Consider the following 16,036-nt stretch of genomic DNA (forward strand, 5'->3'; position numbering starts at 1 on the left):
TTGGTCGGTGATAGAGGATTACTCGCCACTGCGTGGCTCGCCCTGCGGGCCGTTGCTGACGCAACGTTCTCTCGCTACGCTCGAGTCGAACCTCTTGCCCCCGGAGGTTCTCATCCTCGTGGATTCCGGAATGCAAAAAGCCCGCTCAGAGAGCGGGCTTTTCTAATTTGGTCGGTGATAGAGGATTCGAACCTCCGACCCCTTCGTCCCGAACGAAGTGCGCTACCAGGCTGCGCCAATCACCGAATGCGGGGCGCATCTTACTGCTCAGCTGCGCGCCCGTCAATCCCTTAGTATCAAAATGCCATTTGATCGGCGAGAAAGTCAGCAGCTCAGTTACTGGGCTGTAGCCTCATTCGCGTCCGGGATACGACACCAGTTATTATTCTCGTTAATACCACCATTTGGCGAGGTATAGCCGAGGCAACCCAAAATGGTGTCGTACAGTTCCACATGACGACGCGGCACCTTCATATCAGCTTCTTGCTTAAGGTGTGCAAACGCCTTCGCATGGTCGGGGTCTTCCAGATATTTGTCAGACATCCACACCATCATAGGAACGCGGAACTGCTCAGGTGGCGCCATTTTACGCGGCGTACCGTGCAGGTGCTCGCGCTCGTTAATCGACTCACCGTGATCGGCGGCGTAAAACACGATCGCTTTCTTATCGCGTAGTTGATCAAACACTTTGGTAATAAAGTGATCAACATAGGTTACCGAGTTATCGAATGAGTTGATCATCTCAGCTTTCGAGCAACCGCTATCAACATTGACACACTCCGGCTTCCACTGCGCATATTCGCGGGTGTAGCGCTGAGTGTAGTTAAAATGCGAGCCTTTCGTATGCAGAATAATCAGACGTTTTCCACTCTTATCATTCTGCTGCAAGGACTGCTGCATCTCGGCGATCAACAGCATATCGTCAACGTTCTTGCCACGGTTGCGCGGCTCTGCGCCAATCTGCTCACGATAGGCGATGTTCTCCGCCATGGTGTTACTGTAGAACCACATCTCGCTTTGCATCGCGTAAAGATCGGTCTTGAACCCTAACTGGCCGAGCACGGAGAAGACGTTTTGTTCTTTCAGAGTACGCTGCGGGTTTTCTTCTGCCCCACCCTCACGCACAAACATGCAACGCAGCGAAAGTTTGGTTGCCGTATCACAGGAATATCCACGGAAGGCGGCCAGATTTTTCTCCTGGGCGAGCCTTGGCGTGGTATTACGCTCATAGCCAAAAATCCCCATATGATCCCAGCGGGTCGTTTCGCCGATAATAAAGACCACATAGGTGTCGTCGAGGTTTTTGGGGGCAACATAGGTAAACTTCTTCGCCGGGTTCATCAACGATTTGTTGTCTGAGGATTCATCCACCTGTGCCCAGGCGTACAGACCCAGCGCGGAGAGCCAGTTTGACGGCAGATAGGAATTCGCCACTACCCCGCCATAGCTGGGCAAATCGATCCCCGTTGCTCGCTCAACGCTTCTCTGTTGCATACTCAGCAGGCGAATCGGGACCCATACCATCAGACCAGCCAGTAAAACTACCGCCACGCTGCGCCATCTCATGCCAGGCGTACGGATCTGTTTCATCAGGGTATAGCGGCAGCGATTACTCCAAATCAGAACCAACGGTAAAATGCTGACCGAAACCAGCCACACGACAAAATGCCAGCCAACAACTTCTTTCGATAAATCAATATCCGTGGTCATTACGGAGGCAATAATACCGTAACCAATTACCACATTCAGGAAGGTCATGTAATAGCTGGCACCGGCAGAACACAGCACCACTAAGGTTGTCAGGACACGCCAGGCGCGCCGACCAAATAAAGAGAGAAGTCGTAGTAAAAAGAAAGTCACCAGCACAGTGCCGGCTAATTCAACAACCGCAGAGAGTCCTTTCCAGACGGTAAACTCGTGTGCATATCCGCTAAAGCGCCGGAAAAATACAGCACAGTTCATAAACAAACCGATATAGATTGCCAGCAGGAAACTGAGTTTCTGCTGCGTCATCGACTTAATGTATCTCATGCAAACAAACCCTGGGAATCGGGATTAAAACACCCTGAGCAGTAGTCAAACAGACCAGGCAGGGGAAAATGCGACAACAGCAGAAGTGAAATGTCTACGGGCGCGGGTAAGTAGACCACAGGAGGGGGAAAAAGTGCTTATGGAGAATGCAAATGACGCATATATTTTTGTAAATATATGCGCCAGGTATTAATCAGACTACTAATAGGTTTAGGCGTGCGCCTCGGCATATACGCTACGCTGTGGCTGGCGGATGGTGGTGGAGAGTGCCAGTGAGATGATTAACAGCGCAAAGATAACGCAGAAGGTCACATAGAAACCGCCGAACAGCGAGGCGATAATGGAACCACAAATGCTGCCGATACCGAAACCTAAGTAAATGACACCATAGTTTTTAGCCAGATTGTTCAAACCGAAGAACTCGCTCACCAGTGACGGGAACACGGTGATGGTACCGCCAAAGTTAAATGCTACACAGGCAATCGCCGCGAAGAAGGTCGCATCATTCAGCGGGGCGAACAGCAGTGCCGCCATACCGACCAGCGAAACGACCTGCCCAATGGTGATAACGCGAATACGAGAGATTTTGTCGGACAGAATCCCCAGAACCAGACGACCTGACAGGTTAGCGATAGAAATGACGGTAACCGCATTTGCCGCCGTTGCCACATCCATATGCGCCAGGCTTTGTGCAATATCTTTCGCCACGCCAATCACATATAGCCCACTCATACACGCCGTCAGGAACATCACTGCCAGCATCCAGTACTGCGGTTTACGCATGGACTGCGCCAGGGTGTAGTCATTCTCAACCACGCCATTTTTCGTTTTCACTTCCTGATTCGGCGCGTCTTTCATCAGCGTGGAGCCAAAGACGATCATCACCAGCACAATCGCGCCCCAAATCATGAAGGTTTTTTCCAGACCCACAGTGCTCAACAGTTGGCTGTCGATGAATTTAAAACCGAGGCTGCCAAGACCGTAAGAACCGATGGCAAAGGCGGAAATCAGCCCTTTACGCTCAGGGAACCATTTTACACAGTTGGAAAGTGTTAACAGGTAGCCTGCGCCATCCGCCAGACCAACCAACACACCGGCGCTCAGCCACAGCATAATCAGGCTGTCAGAGTGGGCGGTTAAGAAGAAGCCGACACCCAGTAAAATACCGGAGGCCATGGTGACGCGTTTCACGCCAAAACGTTCCTGCAGTTTCCCGGCGACGGAAGAAGAAATTGCCAGCCCGAGGCTCAGCAGGCCAAAGGAAAAGGCAACCTGACTCACCGGTGCATCAAGCTTAGAAGAGAGCGCACCGTTAAACAGGCTCCAGGTATAAACAGAACCTAAAGCAAATTGGGTAATGATGGTGCCGATCAGTGTCAGCCAGCGGGTACGCTGATAATCAGAAGTTTTCATGGCAGTCTTCCTGCATAAACAAAATGGGAAATTCTCTGCCAACAACCATACCGAAGCGCTTTTATGAGCAGGAGAAAACGGCATGAAATGCCGCCAGGACGGAATGAAATGCCTGGAATGCGGAATGAATGACGAGACAAAAAGTCGGGTTACTGAATTTTATCGCATGAGTTAGTACACGCTATCGCTGGAGTGCGTGTGATTGTTGATCTCAACATGTAATCAAGATGTTTATATGCTGATTACTTACGTTAAAATTTGGCGCTCACTCCCATGGTGTACATATAGTCGCTGTTGTTGGTACTGTTTTCCGCCTGCGAAAGCGCTGCGTAAGCCGCCATGTGCGGGTTCAACAGCATATCCGCACCGACGGTGACATCCACCCAGTTACCATCCTGACCCGCTGCTGACATGCGGCTGAGACCCGACTGCGCCTTCCAGATATTCTCGCCAAACTGCTGGTTATAGCTGATTTGCGCCCACGGTCGCACATCACCGAACTGCGAATTGACTCGCCAGCCCAACGAGCTCACGCTGGCATGCCACAGCGGATCGTTCTGCGTTACCGAAGTCGCGCTATCGCCAAATTCGTTGTAAGTAGATGTGGTTGAACCGTCATAATGCAGCGCGGCAACCGGACCAGTTGTCACCTGCCTTGAAAGCGGGAAGTTCCAGCCCATACTCATGCCGCTGGTCGCATCCATAGGCGTCTCATCCGCCAGATTCACCACGGGACCCGCCACGTTCTGAGTGGAACGAATACGTTCTTCCAGAATGTCGTTATAACGTGGTTGGTGATCGCTGTCCCATGTATAACGTTCAGCCGTATGCCCTGACATCGCATCAACGATATATTCTTGTTGCCAGCCATATGCTGTATTGATGGACAGCGCACAAACTACGACGCTCGCCAGAGTTAACCTTTGGCGACCACTACTGTTTCTTATAATCATCAACGCGACTCCAGAAAAGAGCCGAATTCGGCGATATTATTGTCATTGTGTGAAGGATATTGGGCCCATCAGGCCCTGTATTAAATATTGTCTTTTTAGCTGGCGCGTCAAGGCGGGCCGAATGAAATTTTTACGCCAGTAAAAACAGCGAGGAAGAATATGCAGCGTTGCGGATGGGTCAGCCAGGACCCACTTTACATTGCCTACCACGACAAGGAATGGGGCGTCCCCGAAACCGATGGTAAAAAGCTGTTCGAAATGATCTGCCTTGAGGGCCAGCAGGCCGGGTTATCGTGGATTACCGTGCTCAAGAAACGGGAAAACTATCGCCACGCCTTCCACCATTTTGACCCGGAAAAAGTGGCGGCCATGACCGAAGAGGATGTGGAAAGGCTGGTACTGGATGCCGGCATTATTCGTCATCGCGGAAAAATTCAGGCCATTATCGGCAACGCTCGCGCTTTTCTGACGATGGCGCAAAACGGAGAGTCGTTTAGCGAATTCGTCTGGTCATTTGTTGATAACCAACCGCAAGTGACTCGTGCCGCCAATCTGAGCGATATTCCCACCTCCACGTCTGCGTCAGACGCGCTGTCTAAAGCGTTAAAAAAACGCGGATTTAAGTTTGTCGGCACCACCATTTGTTACTCCTTTATGCAGGCGTGCGGCCTGGTCAACGACCATGTCACCAGCTGCATCTGTTATCCGGGAGAACAACATGATTCGTGAATCCAAGGCTGACGATCTGCCATCAATTCTGGCGCTGTGGATGGAAAGCACAATCCATGCCCATCCATTTATCGAAGAGCGCTACTGGCGCGAAAGTGAATCCGTGGTGCGGGATGTTTATCTGCCAGCCGCGCAAACCTGGGTTTGGGAAGAAGAAGGCGAGCTCAAAGGCTTTGCCAGCGTGATTGACGACCGCTTTCTCGGCGCGCTGTTTGTCGCACCTGCCGCCATCAGAAGCGGGATCGGCAAAGCGCTGGTGCAGCATGTCCAGCAGCGCTTTTCGATACTCAGCCTTGAGGTCTACCAGAAGAATCAATCAGCGGTGAACTTCTACCATGCGCTGGGTTTTCGCATTGAAGACGGCGCATGGCAGGAAGAGACTCACCACCCCACGTGGATTATGGGCTGGCAGGCGGATCAAACGCCGTAAGCGCCAACGTTGGTCCGCTATATTTTTCAAGCCACGCCAGCGCAGTATTGCCCGCGCAGCCATTCCCCAGCTTCGAGCTGGGGAGATCTTTGGTCAGCACGTTGACGGCGCCATTTTTACAAATACCGTTCGCTGCGAGATCCAAATCAGGCCAGGCGCCTTCATGAATACAGATGACGCCGGGTTTAATACCCGCCGTCACCACCGCGCCCGCCAGAACTTGCCCGCGCTGGTTCCACACCCTGACCGTATCGCCATCCGCAATGCCGCGCGCGTGGGCGTCCTGCGGATGAATCGTTATCGGCTCACGATCCGCTACCGCGTACTGCTCACGTAGCGCACTGTAGTTAAGCTGACTATGCAAACGGTGCGCCGGATGGGCGGAAAGCAGCTGTAGCTGGTCCGGTTCGGCGTTACCGAACCACTCATCCGGCTCCAGCCACATCGGGTGTCCCCCGCAGTCCGCGTAGCCGTAACCGGCAATCCTCGCGGAGTAGATTTCAATTTTGCCGCTGTCCGTTTTCAGCGGATGCGCCTGCGGGTCGCAGCGAAAATCCGCAAAACGGATAAACTGTGCGCTGGCGGCGTTTTCCGGCATTTCGATCAGGGCGTTGCGCTGCCAAAACTCGGCGAAAGGCGGCAATGTCACCTGCTGACTGGCCCCACGTTGCCCGGCAATATTGTAAAAAGTCTCCAACCACGCCAGTTCGCTTTTACCTTCGGTGAACCGTTCATATCCGCCCTTTTCCCAGCGCTCACTCAGCTCGGCAAAGACATCAAAATCATTTCGCGCTTCGTCCTGCGGCGGTACGACCTGCTTCATCGGCACCAGGTGCTGGTTGCTGTAATCGCCAGTCATGGTCAAATCATTACGCTCAAAGGAGGTGGTTGCTGGCAGCACGATATCGGCATGCTTTGCTGCGGCGGTCCAGAAACACTCCGAGATGACCACCAGCTCCGGTTTTTGCCAGGCGCGAATTAAACGGTTAGTGTCCTGATGATGGGTGAAGTTAGCCCCGCCCGCCCACCACAGCATACGGATGTCCGGGAAATGGCGGTCCATGCCGTTGTGCTGGTAAAAACCGCCGGGATTTTCCAGCGCTTCGACAATTCGCGCCACCGGGATCTTATCTACCGCGTCGGTGCCGCCTTTAACGCTGCCCTGCATTGAAGCCAGCACCGCAGCCCGGCGCGTTGGGTTGCCGCCATTGGCAAAATGGTACGACAGCCCAAAACCGCCGCCTGGCGTCCCGATTTGTCCGAGCATGGCGGCCAGGGTGACAATCATCCAGTGTTTCTGCTCGCCATACTGTTGGCGCTGCATGCCCCATCCGGCCATCAGCATGGTGGTATTTTGGTGAAATATCGCCGCAAGTTCGCGTATCTTCGCCGCCGGAATGCCACAAATCTCTGCCGCCCATTCTGCCGTTTTTGCAACATCATCAGATTTACCCAGCAGATAGTCGGCAAAACGGTCATATCCGGTAGTACACCGGGCGAGAAAGTCCTCGTCATGCCAGCCGTTTTCCACCAGCGTATGCGCGATGCCCAGCATCAGCGCTACGTCGGTCCCCATATGCGGGGCAATCCATTCCATCTTATCGCCAAAGAAATCGACGCTTTCCGATTGCATCGGATCGATACAGATCAACCGTTTACCGCTGTCGCGCAATGCCTCAAAGTACGCGAGGCCCTGCTCATCGGACGCGTTCCAGGCAATCTTCAGGGTATTCAGCGGATTGGCGCTCCACAACACCACCACCTCGCTGTTCTCCAGCACCACCGGCCAGCTGGTTTGCTGCTGGTAAACTTCGTTCCCGCCCACCACGTACGGCATGATCGCCTGCGCAGCCCCCGTCGAGTAGTCCCCCAGATGCCCGGTATAACCGCCCGCCAACGCCATATAACGCTGTAACAGGGTCGCCGCTTTGTGTAACACGCCGTTGGAACGCCAACCGTACGAACCGGCAAAAATTGAGGCCGGGCCGTAGCTGTCACGGATGCGTTTATGCTGCGTATGGATAAGATTCAGCGCGTCATCCCAACTGACGCGAACAAACTCATCCTGCCCACGTACGCCCTGTGGGTTCTCCGGCGAGGCGAGAAACCCTTTACGCACCATCGGAAAACGTACCCGCGTTTTACTGTGAACCTGGTCGCGCACCACGGTTTGCAAAGAGTTGGGATGAGTGGTGGGCAGCGCGCCACGCGAGGAGAAAACTGTCTCCCCATCAGTGTCGACGAGGATTGGTCCCCAGTGGGCGGCGGTTAACACCGAGTAATGTGCGGGTGAATTAGCCAAGATGGCGCTCCTGAATGCGATGTGACGGCTTATTTATTATGCCGTTCAATGTTACTTACAAATTTCAGAGTCTTCCCTGGAATTTTCTTCATGTTCACACGTCATAATCAACCGCCACGGTCGCTGTGGCAAAGAAGAAAAAGTCATTAAGGAATTAAGATGAAGAAACGTGTATTTGTTATTGCTGCCATCGTGAGCGGCGCCCTGGCGGTTTCTGGCTGCACAACAAACCCTTACACCGGCGAACGCGAAGCGGGTAAATCCGGCATTGGCGCAGGTATTGGCTCTCTGGTCGGCGCGGGCATTGGCGCACTCTCTTCTTCGAAGAAAGATCGCGGCAAAGGCGCACTGATTGGCGCAGCGGCTGGCGCGGCCGTTGGCGGTGGTATCGGCTATTACATGGATGTACAGGAAGCAAAACTGCGCGAAAAAATGCAGGGAACGGGCGTCAGCGTGACACGCAGTGGCGATAACATCATTCTGAACATGCCAAACAACGTCACCTTCGACAGCAGCAGCGCCAACCTGAAGCCTGCGGGTGCTAACACCCTGACCGGCGTGGCGATGGTACTGAAAGAGTACAATAAAACCGCCGTCAATGTGCTGGGCTTCACCGACAGCACCGGCAGCCAGGATCTGAATATGCGTCTGTCACAGCAGCGCGCAGACTCCGTAGCCAGCGCCTTGATCACTCAAGGGGTCGCAGCTAACCGCATCCGCACTCAGGGTATGGGCCCGGCAAATCCGATCGCCAGCAACAGCACAGCGGAAGGTAAAGCGCAAAACCGCCGCGTAGAAATTACCTTAAGCCCGATCCAGTAACGTTTTGTGCCGGATGGAAGCAGACCGCGTCCATCCGGCATGAAGCACTTGCCATCGTTGATTTTCGCGTTAAGGTGTTGTCACCAAATTCAGGGAAATCAGCGATGAGCAAATCAACACGGGCAACCATCAGCGATGTGGCGAAAGCTGCAAAAACCGGCAAGACCAGCATTTCACGTTATCTCAACGGTGAAAAGCACCTGCTTTCCGACGCGCTGCTGGCCCGCATTGAACAAGCCATTGCCGATCTCGACTATCGTCCCAGCCTGATGGCAAGAGGCCTGAAACATGGTCGTACCCGCCTGATTGGCCTGATCATCGCCGATATTACTAATCCCTACTCCGTCAACGTGTTAAGTGGTATTGAAGCCGCCTGTCGCGATAAAGGCTTTACCCCGCTGGTGTGTAACACCAACAACGAAGTGGATCAGGAGCTGCATTATCTCGACCTGCTGCGCAGCTACCAGGTCGAAGGGATAGTGGTCAACGCCGTCGGGATGCGCGAAGAGGGGCTGAACCGCCTGCAACAGTCTGCGCTGCCGATGGTGCTGATTGACCGTAAAATTCCCGATTTCGCCTGTGATATGGTCGGGCTGGATAACACCCAGGCGGCAAAGGTTGCCACCGAGCATCTGGTCGAACAAGGTTTTGAAGCCATCCTGTTCCTCAGCGAACCACTCGGCATGGTGAATACCCGCCGCGAACGCCTGAGCGCTTTTCGCGCCACGCTCGCGCAATACCCTGGCGTTATAGCGCAAAATGCCGAAGTCCCGCTCACGGACAATACGCAACTGGACGACACCCTGCGCCAGTTTCACCAGCAGCATCGTGGAATGCGCAAAGCCGTTATCTCTGCCAACGGTGCCCTCACGCTACAAGTAGCCCGCGCCCTGAAACGCATTGGCCTCAACTGGGGGAGCGACATTGGCTTACTCGGCTTTGACGAACTGGAATGGGCTGAGCTGGCGGGCGTTGGTATTACCACGTTGAAACAACCCACCTGGCAGATTGGTTACACCGCCGTTGAGCAGGTTGTGCGCCGGATTGATGGCGGCTCCGCTGCCATTCAGGAACAGGTCTTCTCCGGCGAGCTGATCGTGCGCGGCTCTACCGCCCGTTAAATTACCTTCGTGATGGTGATCATAAATTCGACATCATAGGCTTTCCTTTGGAACCGGTTCCATCTAGCGTTATAACAAGAACGCTAGTCTGGAGTTTCCATGAAAAGAAAAATTATGGTGGTCACCGCCGCTTACGGGCATGACCAGGTACGGGCCGCAGGCGGGCAAACGGCAATGCTGCCCATCATCGCTGAAGCCGGTGCTGACGGCGTCGAAATCCGCCGCGAGCTATTAACCGACGCCGAGCTGAAAACGCTCTCTACGATGGCTTCTGCGATCGAAATCTTCGGCCTGCTGGCCTGTTACTCAGCGCCTGAACCGTTGTTCCTTGAAGACGGTAACCTCAACCCCCGTCTTCCAGAACTACTTGAGGAAGCGCAGGCCTTGCAGGCGCTGTGGTTAAAAGTCTCCCTCGGCCATTTTTCCCATACCGAACAGTTCGACGTTCTACGCCAATGGCTGGACAATAGCGGAATGGAGCTGGTTGTCGAGAACGATCAGACCGACTGCGGACGCCTGCAGCCAATTCAGCGCTTTAACGAAGCCTGTCAGACGCAAAACCTGCCGATATCTTTAACCTTCGATATGGGCAACTGGCTGTGGGTGGGCGACTCCCCGGAACAGGCGGCGCAGAACCTGGCGTCAACCGTTGGCTATATCCATGTCAAAGCCGCAGTTGCATATCACGACAGCTACCGCGCCGTACCGCCTGATGAAGCCGATCCGCGCTGGCTGGCGCTGCTAAAAACGCTGCCCAACGATGTCCCGCGCGGCATTGAGTTCCCCCTGGAAGGGCAGGATTTGGTGGCGGTTACCCGCCGCTACGTCGAGCTGTTACGCGAGGAGTAACGCATGAAAAATTCACTGGATGTGGTCACCATTGGCGAAGCGATGGCGATGTTTGTCGCCACGCAAACCGGCGAACTGGCGGATGTGGAGCAATTTATCAAGCGCGTTGCAGGCGCTGAGCTTAACGTAGCGACCGGTCTTGCCCGTCTGGGCCTGAAGGTCGGCTGGGTGAGCCGCGTTGGCAACGACAGCTTTGGCCGTTTTATCGTTAAGTCGCTGGAAAAAGAAGGGATTGATGCGCAGGGAGTCACCCAGGACGGGCGTTACGCTACTGGCTTTCAGCTTAAATCTAAAGTAGAAAATGGAACCGATCCCATTGTGGAATATTTCCGTAAAGGTTCCGCTGCCAGCCACCTCAGCATTGAAGATTATCACGAGGCCTATTTCGCCAGCGCGCGCCACCTGCACCTGAGCGGCGTAGCAGCAGCACTTTCTGCCAGCTCTTATGAACTACTGGCGCATACCGCCCGCACCATGAAGGCCCAGGGGAAGACCATCTCGTTCGACCCGAATTTGCGCCCGGTATTGTGGAAAAGCGAAGCCGAAATGGTGGAAAAACTGAACCGCCTGGCATTCCAGGCAGACTGGGTTTTACCAGGGTTAAAAGAGGGCATGATTTTAACCGGTCAGCAAACGCCTGAAGCCATCGCCGACTTTTATCTGCGCCATGGCGTGAAGGCCGTGATCGTGAAAACCGGGGCTGATGGCGCCTGGTACAAAACCGCCAGCGGCGAACAAGGCTGCGTGGCACCGGTAAAAGTCGACAATGTGGTCGATACGGTCGGTGCAGGAGATGGCTTTGCCGTGGGCGTTATTAGCGCCCTGCTGGAAGGCCGCTCGTTGCATCAGGCGGTGACCCGCGGCAATAAAATTGGCGCACTGGCCATTCAGGTTCAGGGCGACAGCGAAGGATTACCCACACGTGAACAATTAGGGGAATAAACTCCCGGCCAACTCTGTACCCTACATACAGAGGCGGCGTATCAGCATAACCAGAGGGCAGTCTATGAATAGCTCAACTAATGCAGCAAAACGCTGGTGGTACATCATGCCAATCGTGTTTATCACGTATAGCCTGGCGTACCTTGACCGCGCGAACTTCAGCTTCGCCTCCGCCGCCGGTATCAACGAGGACCTCGGCATTACCAAGGGGATCTCTTCCCTGCTGGGCGCACTGTTTTTCCTCGGCTATTTCTTCTTTCAGATCCCGGGCGCAATTTACGCTGAACGCCGCAGCGTACGAAAACTGATTTTTGTCTGTCTGATCCTCTGGGGCGCATGCGCGTCGTTAACCGGCATGGTCAGCAATATTCCAATGCTTGCCGCCATCCGCTTTATTCTTGGCGTCGTTGAAGCCGCCGTGATGCCGGCAATGCTGATTTATATCAGCAACTGGTTTACGAAATCTGAACGCTCGCGCGCAAACACTTTCCTGATCCTCGGTAATCCGGTCACCGTCCTGTGGATGTCCGTGGTTTCCGGTTACCTGATTCAGGCGCTGGGCTGGCGGGAAATGTTCATCATTGAGGGCTTCCCGGCCATCATCTGGGCGTTCTGCTGGTGGGTGCTGGTAAAAGACAAACCGTCTCAGGTCGGTTGGCTGTCAGAATCTGAAAAAGCCGCTCTTCAGGCACAACTGGAAAAAGAGCAGCAAGGCATCAAAGCCGTACGTAACTATAGCGAGGCTTTCCGCTCACGTAACGTCATCCTGCTGTGTATGCAGTATTTCGCCTGGAGTATTGGCGTCTATGGTTTTGTCCTGTGGCTGCCGTCGATTATCCGCAACGGCGGCGCAAACCTGGGGATGGTGGAAGTTGGTTGGCTGTCATCCGTACCGTATCTGGCGGCAACGGCGGCGATGATCCTCGTCTCCTGGGCGTCCGATAAGCTGCAAAACCGTAAGCTGTTTGTCTGGCCACTGTTACTGATCGCGGCGTTCGCGTTTATCGGCTCCTGGGCCGTAGGCGCAGACAACTTCTGGATTTCTTACACGCTGTTGGTTATTGCAGGCGCGGCAATGTATGCCCCCTATGGTCCCTTCTTCGCCATCATCCCGGAAATGCTGCCGCGCAACGTCGCCGGTGGGGCAATGGCGCTGATCAACAGCATGGGCGCGCTAGGTTCATTCTTTGGTTCATGGTTTGTCGGCTACCTCAATGGCGCTACCGGCAGCCCGTCTGCCTCGTACATTTTTATGGGGGTAGCGCTTTTTGTCTCAGTGTGGCTAACTTTAATTGTTAAGCCTGCTAATAATTCTCAAATTCCGGTTGGCGCACGCCACGCTTAAATTTTAACTTACGGAGATTCGCATGAAGCCGTCCATTATTCTCTATAAAGCGTTACCTGACGATTTACTGCATCGCCTGGAAGAACATTTTACTGTGACTCAGGTGCCTAACCTGCGCCCGGAAACGGTCGCACTGCACGCCGACGCTTTTGCCAATGCAGAAGGTCTGCTGGGCTCCAGTGAAGCCGTTAATACCGCTCTGCTGGAGAAAATGCCCAGGCTGCGTGCGACATCCACGATTTCTGTAGGCTATGACAACTTCGACGTCGATGCCCTCAACGCGCGTAAGGTGCTGTTGATGCACACGCCAACCGTGCTGACGGAAACCGTCGCCGATACGGTAATGGCGCTGGTGTTAAGCACCGCTCGCCGCGTAGTGGAAGTTGCTGAACGGGTAAAGGTCGGCGAATGGACCAAAAGTATCGGACCGGACTGGTTTGGTACCGATGTACACCACAAAACGCTGGGGATTGTCGGTATGGGCCGCATTGGGCTGGCGCTGGCACAACGTGCGCATTTCGGCTTTAGCATGCCGATTCTCTATAATGCGCGCCGTCATCATCAGGAAGCAGAAGAGCGCTTCAATGCACGTTACTGCGACCTCGATACGCTGTTGCAGGAGTCTGATTTTGTCTGCCTGATCCTGCCGTTGACCGACGAAACGCATCATCTGTTCAGCACCGAGCAGTTTGCCAAAATGAAGTCTTCCGCCATTTTCATTAACGCCGGACGTGGCCCGGTGGTCGATGAAAAAGCGTTGATTGCTGCCCTGCAAAAAGGCGAAATTCATGCCGCTGGCCTGGATGTATTTGAGCAAGAGCCATTATCGGTAGACTCACCGCTGCTGTCACTGCCCAACGTGGTGGCCGTACCGCACATTGGTTCAGCCACGCACGAAACGCGCTACAACATGGCGGCCTGTGCGGTGGATAACTTAATCGATGCGCTGCAAGGACACGTTGAGAAGAACTGCGTAAACCCGCAGGTCGCATCATAAACAAAAGGCCGGGTAGCGCTTACGCTCACCCGGCCTTTCATGTATTACCGTATCTTAATTACTGAGCGGCATTCACCGCAGCAGTCCAGGCCTGATTAAATGCCTGATGCTGAGCAGCCAACGGGCCAATCAGCGTATTGTACTGACTTGCCTGCTGTGACGTTGGGAACTGGATACCGTTGGCGACAAAGCTCACCTGCGTATCCTGCTGTGCCACAAAATCACCAACCTGCACCAACTGCTGCGTGAAAATCTGCGCGGCAGGGATCAGCGGCTGTAAGGCCTCTGCTGGTGCAGTAACAACTTTGTTGTACACCTGATCAAAGACCGGCTTCAGATCTTCGCCCTGCTTCAGCGCGCCATGCGCAGCATCTGCCTGTAGTTTCGCATTCTGCAACTGTTGCCCTAATACACCTAGCGCACCATTTGCCTGACGCAGCGGTTCACGCTGAGTCACATAATCCTGAGGAACACGAATCGCATTTACGCTATCAACCACCGGACGCAGACCGGAGTCCATCGCCTGATTAACCTGCTGCGAATAGCCATACAGAATCGCGTAATCGGACACAAACGGGCCAAACTGTTTTTTCTGATCGGCGGTCAGCGTTGGTAAACGCTCTCCGCTACGCATTGCAGTATTCTGCAGAAAATCGATAAACGCTTTGCGTTGATCGCCTTCTTTATCAAAACACCCACTCAGGCCAACTACCATTAAGAGCGCCAAAACAGGCGCAAACCAGCGAGAGCAGGACTTACCTGTCGCCATTTTAATACTCCTTTCACCCAAAAATGCGCACAACGACACCCGCGTGCCTGACGTTGACAAGGATAGTCCAGGTCAGCCCCGCAAGATACCCTTTCCGCGTAATCTTGTGGGGGAAAATAACCGTTCCCGCCACCGTTCGTTTTGCTAAACAATGCTGCATTTACCACTCGGCGTCATATTTTAGTCATCTTTACAATCGGAATCGATCGTTCGGAGATCCCGACCTTTATCAGTTCGTTAGCCAGCAAAAGATTGTCACCTGCGATCCGCTGAAACGAATCCATCACACAACCCTTAAATCCGGCTTCATTTTTTCCGACTACTCTTAATGAGCTTCGAAGAAATTCACGATCCCGCTGTGTGATTTGTAGGAGTTCTCAATGGAATACAAAGATCCTATGTTTGAACTGCTAAGCAGTCTGGAGCAGATTGTTTTTAAAGATGTATCGCAGACGGTCACTCTGCCGCAAAAAACCAACCCTTTCACCGAATTTGAACAGCTACGACGAGGGACAGGTTTAAAAACAGATGATTTTGCCCGAGTGATGGGCGTGACGGTCGCGATGGTTCATGAATGGGAGTCTAAACGCGTAAAGCCTTCCACTACCGAATTGAAGTTAATGCGCCTGATTCAGGCAGACCCTAGGTTAAGTAAGCAACTGATGGATTGAACTATTTTTCAATTTTGCTTAAGAACGGTCCTGTTTCAGGGCCGTTCTCTTACGAAGGTTATCCACAAAAAAGAAAATAGTAGTTGCATCCACATGCGTAAAATGAGTTAATGCCCTCAACGGTTTGACGTACAGACCATTACAGCAGTTAGTAAGGCAAGTCCCTTCAAGAGTTATCGTTGATACCCTTCGTAGTGAGCATTTCCTTTACTGTTAAAAAATCTGTAAAGCACGCCATATCGCCGAAAGGCACACTTATTTTTTAAAAGGTAATACACTATGTCCGGTAAAATGACTGGTATCGTAAAATGGTTCAACGCTGACAAAGGTTTCGGCTTCATCACTCCTGACGATGGCTCTAAAGATGTGTTCGTACACTTCTCTGCTATCCAGAACGATGGCTACAAATCTCTGGACGAAGGTCAGAAAGTTTCCTTCACCATCGAAAGCGGCGCTAAAGGCCCGGCAGCTGGCAACGTAACCAGCCTGTAAGCTTAAAAAGCTCAAAATTCTGAATCCCTGCCAAACGGCGGGGATTTTTTTTATCTGTACTTCGCAGCACATCCCACCTAAACGCTTCTTTGCATTACTTTACCCGTCGCCCCTTTGACCTTTCCCTAAGGGTAAGCTTTATAGTGAGCCAGTCTATATTCCACAATTTT

At 53.3% G+C, this 16,036-nt stretch carries 15 protein-coding genes, 1 tRNA gene and 1 other RNA gene; 10 read left to right on the top strand and 7 right to left on the bottom strand.

The features are described from left to right. Position 1: 1 nt before the first annotated feature. From OGY67_RS22545 to OGY67_RS22565, 5 genes are all read right to left on the bottom strand, one after another. Positions 2–134: non-coding RNA, RtT sRNA (locus OGY67_RS22545), on the bottom strand. A 34-nt stretch (positions 135–168) separates the two neighbouring features. Continuing rightward, a tRNA-Pro gene (locus OGY67_RS22550) sits at positions 169–245 on the bottom strand. Between the two features lie 91 nt (positions 246–336). Further along, entirely contained in the window at positions 337–2,031 is a 1,695-nt protein-coding gene (gene eptB / locus OGY67_RS22555) for a kdo(2)-lipid A phosphoethanolamine 7''-transferase (protein WP_286574546.1), read from the bottom strand. Positions 2,032–2,241: 210 nt separating this feature from the next. After that, positions 2,242–3,444 (bottom strand): L-lactate MFS transporter, encoded by a 1,203-nt coding sequence (locus OGY67_RS22560; RefSeq protein ID WP_048215335.1) that lies wholly within the window; start codon positions 3,442–3,444, stop codon positions 2,242–2,244. Positions 3,445–3,695: 251 nt separating this feature from the next. Next, a complete protein-coding gene (locus OGY67_RS22565) occupies positions 3,696–4,397 on the bottom strand; it encodes an autotransporter outer membrane beta-barrel domain-containing protein (protein ID WP_003827405.1) in 702 nt (233 codons plus the stop codon). A 159-nt stretch (positions 4,398–4,556) separates the two neighbouring features. Between OGY67_RS22565 and tag the strand changes: the two genes are divergently transcribed. Together tag and OGY67_RS22575 are read left to right on the top strand one after the other, a co-directional pair. Further along, a complete protein-coding gene (gene tag, locus OGY67_RS22570; RefSeq protein WP_032945325.1) occupies positions 4,557–5,126 on the top strand; it encodes a DNA-3-methyladenine glycosylase I in 570 nt (189 codons plus the stop codon). Beyond that, positions 5,116–5,556: an N-acetyltransferase gene (locus OGY67_RS22575; RefSeq protein WP_008786424.1), complete on the top strand. Its 441-nt coding sequence runs from the start codon at positions 5,116–5,118 to the stop codon at positions 5,554–5,556. Before tag ends, OGY67_RS22575 begins: the two co-directional genes overlap by 11 nt. On the opposite strand, the gene OGY67_RS22580 is transcribed toward OGY67_RS22575, so the two are convergent. Next, complete coding sequence (locus OGY67_RS22580; RefSeq protein WP_286574547.1) at positions 5,525–7,858, bottom strand: molybdopterin guanine dinucleotide-containing S/N-oxide reductase; 2,334 nt, start codon at positions 7,856–7,858, stop codon at positions 5,525–5,527. The genes OGY67_RS22575 and OGY67_RS22580 overlap by 32 nt on opposite strands. Before the next feature lie 159 nt (positions 7,859–8,017). On the opposite strand from OGY67_RS22580, the gene OGY67_RS22585 reads away from it, so the two are divergent. From OGY67_RS22585 to ghrB, 6 genes are all read left to right on the top strand, one after another. Next, positions 8,018–8,680 carry an OmpA family lipoprotein gene (locus OGY67_RS22585; protein WP_003827397.1) on the top strand — a complete coding sequence of 221 codons (663 nt, stop codon included), beginning with the start codon at positions 8,018–8,020 and terminating at the stop codon, positions 8,678–8,680. Between the two features lie 104 nt (positions 8,681–8,784). After that, the gene (locus OGY67_RS22590; protein WP_286574548.1) at positions 8,785–9,801 is read left to right on the top strand and encodes a LacI family DNA-binding transcriptional regulator; all 1,017 of its coding nucleotides are present in this window, start codon (positions 8,785–8,787) and stop codon (positions 9,799–9,801) included. A 99-nt stretch (positions 9,802–9,900) separates the two neighbouring features. Next, positions 9,901–10,650 (top strand): sugar phosphate isomerase/epimerase family protein, encoded by a 750-nt coding sequence (locus tag OGY67_RS22595; RefSeq protein ID WP_234691913.1) that lies wholly within the window; start codon positions 9,901–9,903, stop codon positions 10,648–10,650. Positions 10,651–10,653: 3 nt separating this feature from the next. Then, entirely contained in the window at positions 10,654–11,592 is a 939-nt protein-coding gene (locus tag OGY67_RS22600; protein WP_071446719.1) for a sugar kinase, read from the top strand. Between the two features lie 64 nt (positions 11,593–11,656). Beyond that, positions 11,657–12,937, top strand: coding sequence for an MFS transporter (locus OGY67_RS22605; RefSeq protein ID WP_128611249.1), 1,281 nt, complete (start codon positions 11,657–11,659; stop codon positions 12,935–12,937). A gap of 22 nt (positions 12,938–12,959) precedes the next feature. After that, complete coding sequence (gene ghrB, locus OGY67_RS22610) at positions 12,960–13,934, top strand: glyoxylate/hydroxypyruvate reductase GhrB (protein WP_234102982.1); 975 nt, start codon at positions 12,960–12,962, stop codon at positions 13,932–13,934. Positions 13,935–13,992: 58 nt separating this feature from the next. On the opposite strand, the gene OGY67_RS22615 is transcribed toward ghrB, so the two are convergent. After that, complete coding sequence (locus tag OGY67_RS22615; protein ID WP_003827386.1) at positions 13,993–14,703, bottom strand: DUF3053 domain-containing protein; 711 nt, start codon at positions 14,701–14,703, stop codon at positions 13,993–13,995. 380 nt (positions 14,704–15,083) lie between these two features. Between OGY67_RS22615 and OGY67_RS22620 the strand changes: the two genes are divergently transcribed. Further along, the gene (locus tag OGY67_RS22620) at positions 15,084–15,374 is read left to right on the top strand and encodes an HTH-type transcriptional regulator (RefSeq protein ID WP_003827383.1); all 291 of its coding nucleotides are present in this window, start codon (positions 15,084–15,086) and stop codon (positions 15,372–15,374) included. Positions 15,375–15,653: 279 nt separating this feature from the next. Then, the gene (cspE, locus tag OGY67_RS22625) at positions 15,654–15,866 is read left to right on the top strand and encodes a transcription antiterminator/RNA stability regulator CspE (protein ID WP_000014594.1); all 213 of its coding nucleotides are present in this window, start codon (positions 15,654–15,656) and stop codon (positions 15,864–15,866) included. The last annotated feature ends 170 nt before the right edge of the window (positions 15,867–16,036 follow it).

Source organism: Citrobacter sp. Cpo015 (assembly GCF_030333035.1).
GTDB lineage: Bacteria > Pseudomonadota > Gammaproteobacteria > Enterobacterales > Enterobacteriaceae > Citrobacter > Citrobacter portucalensis.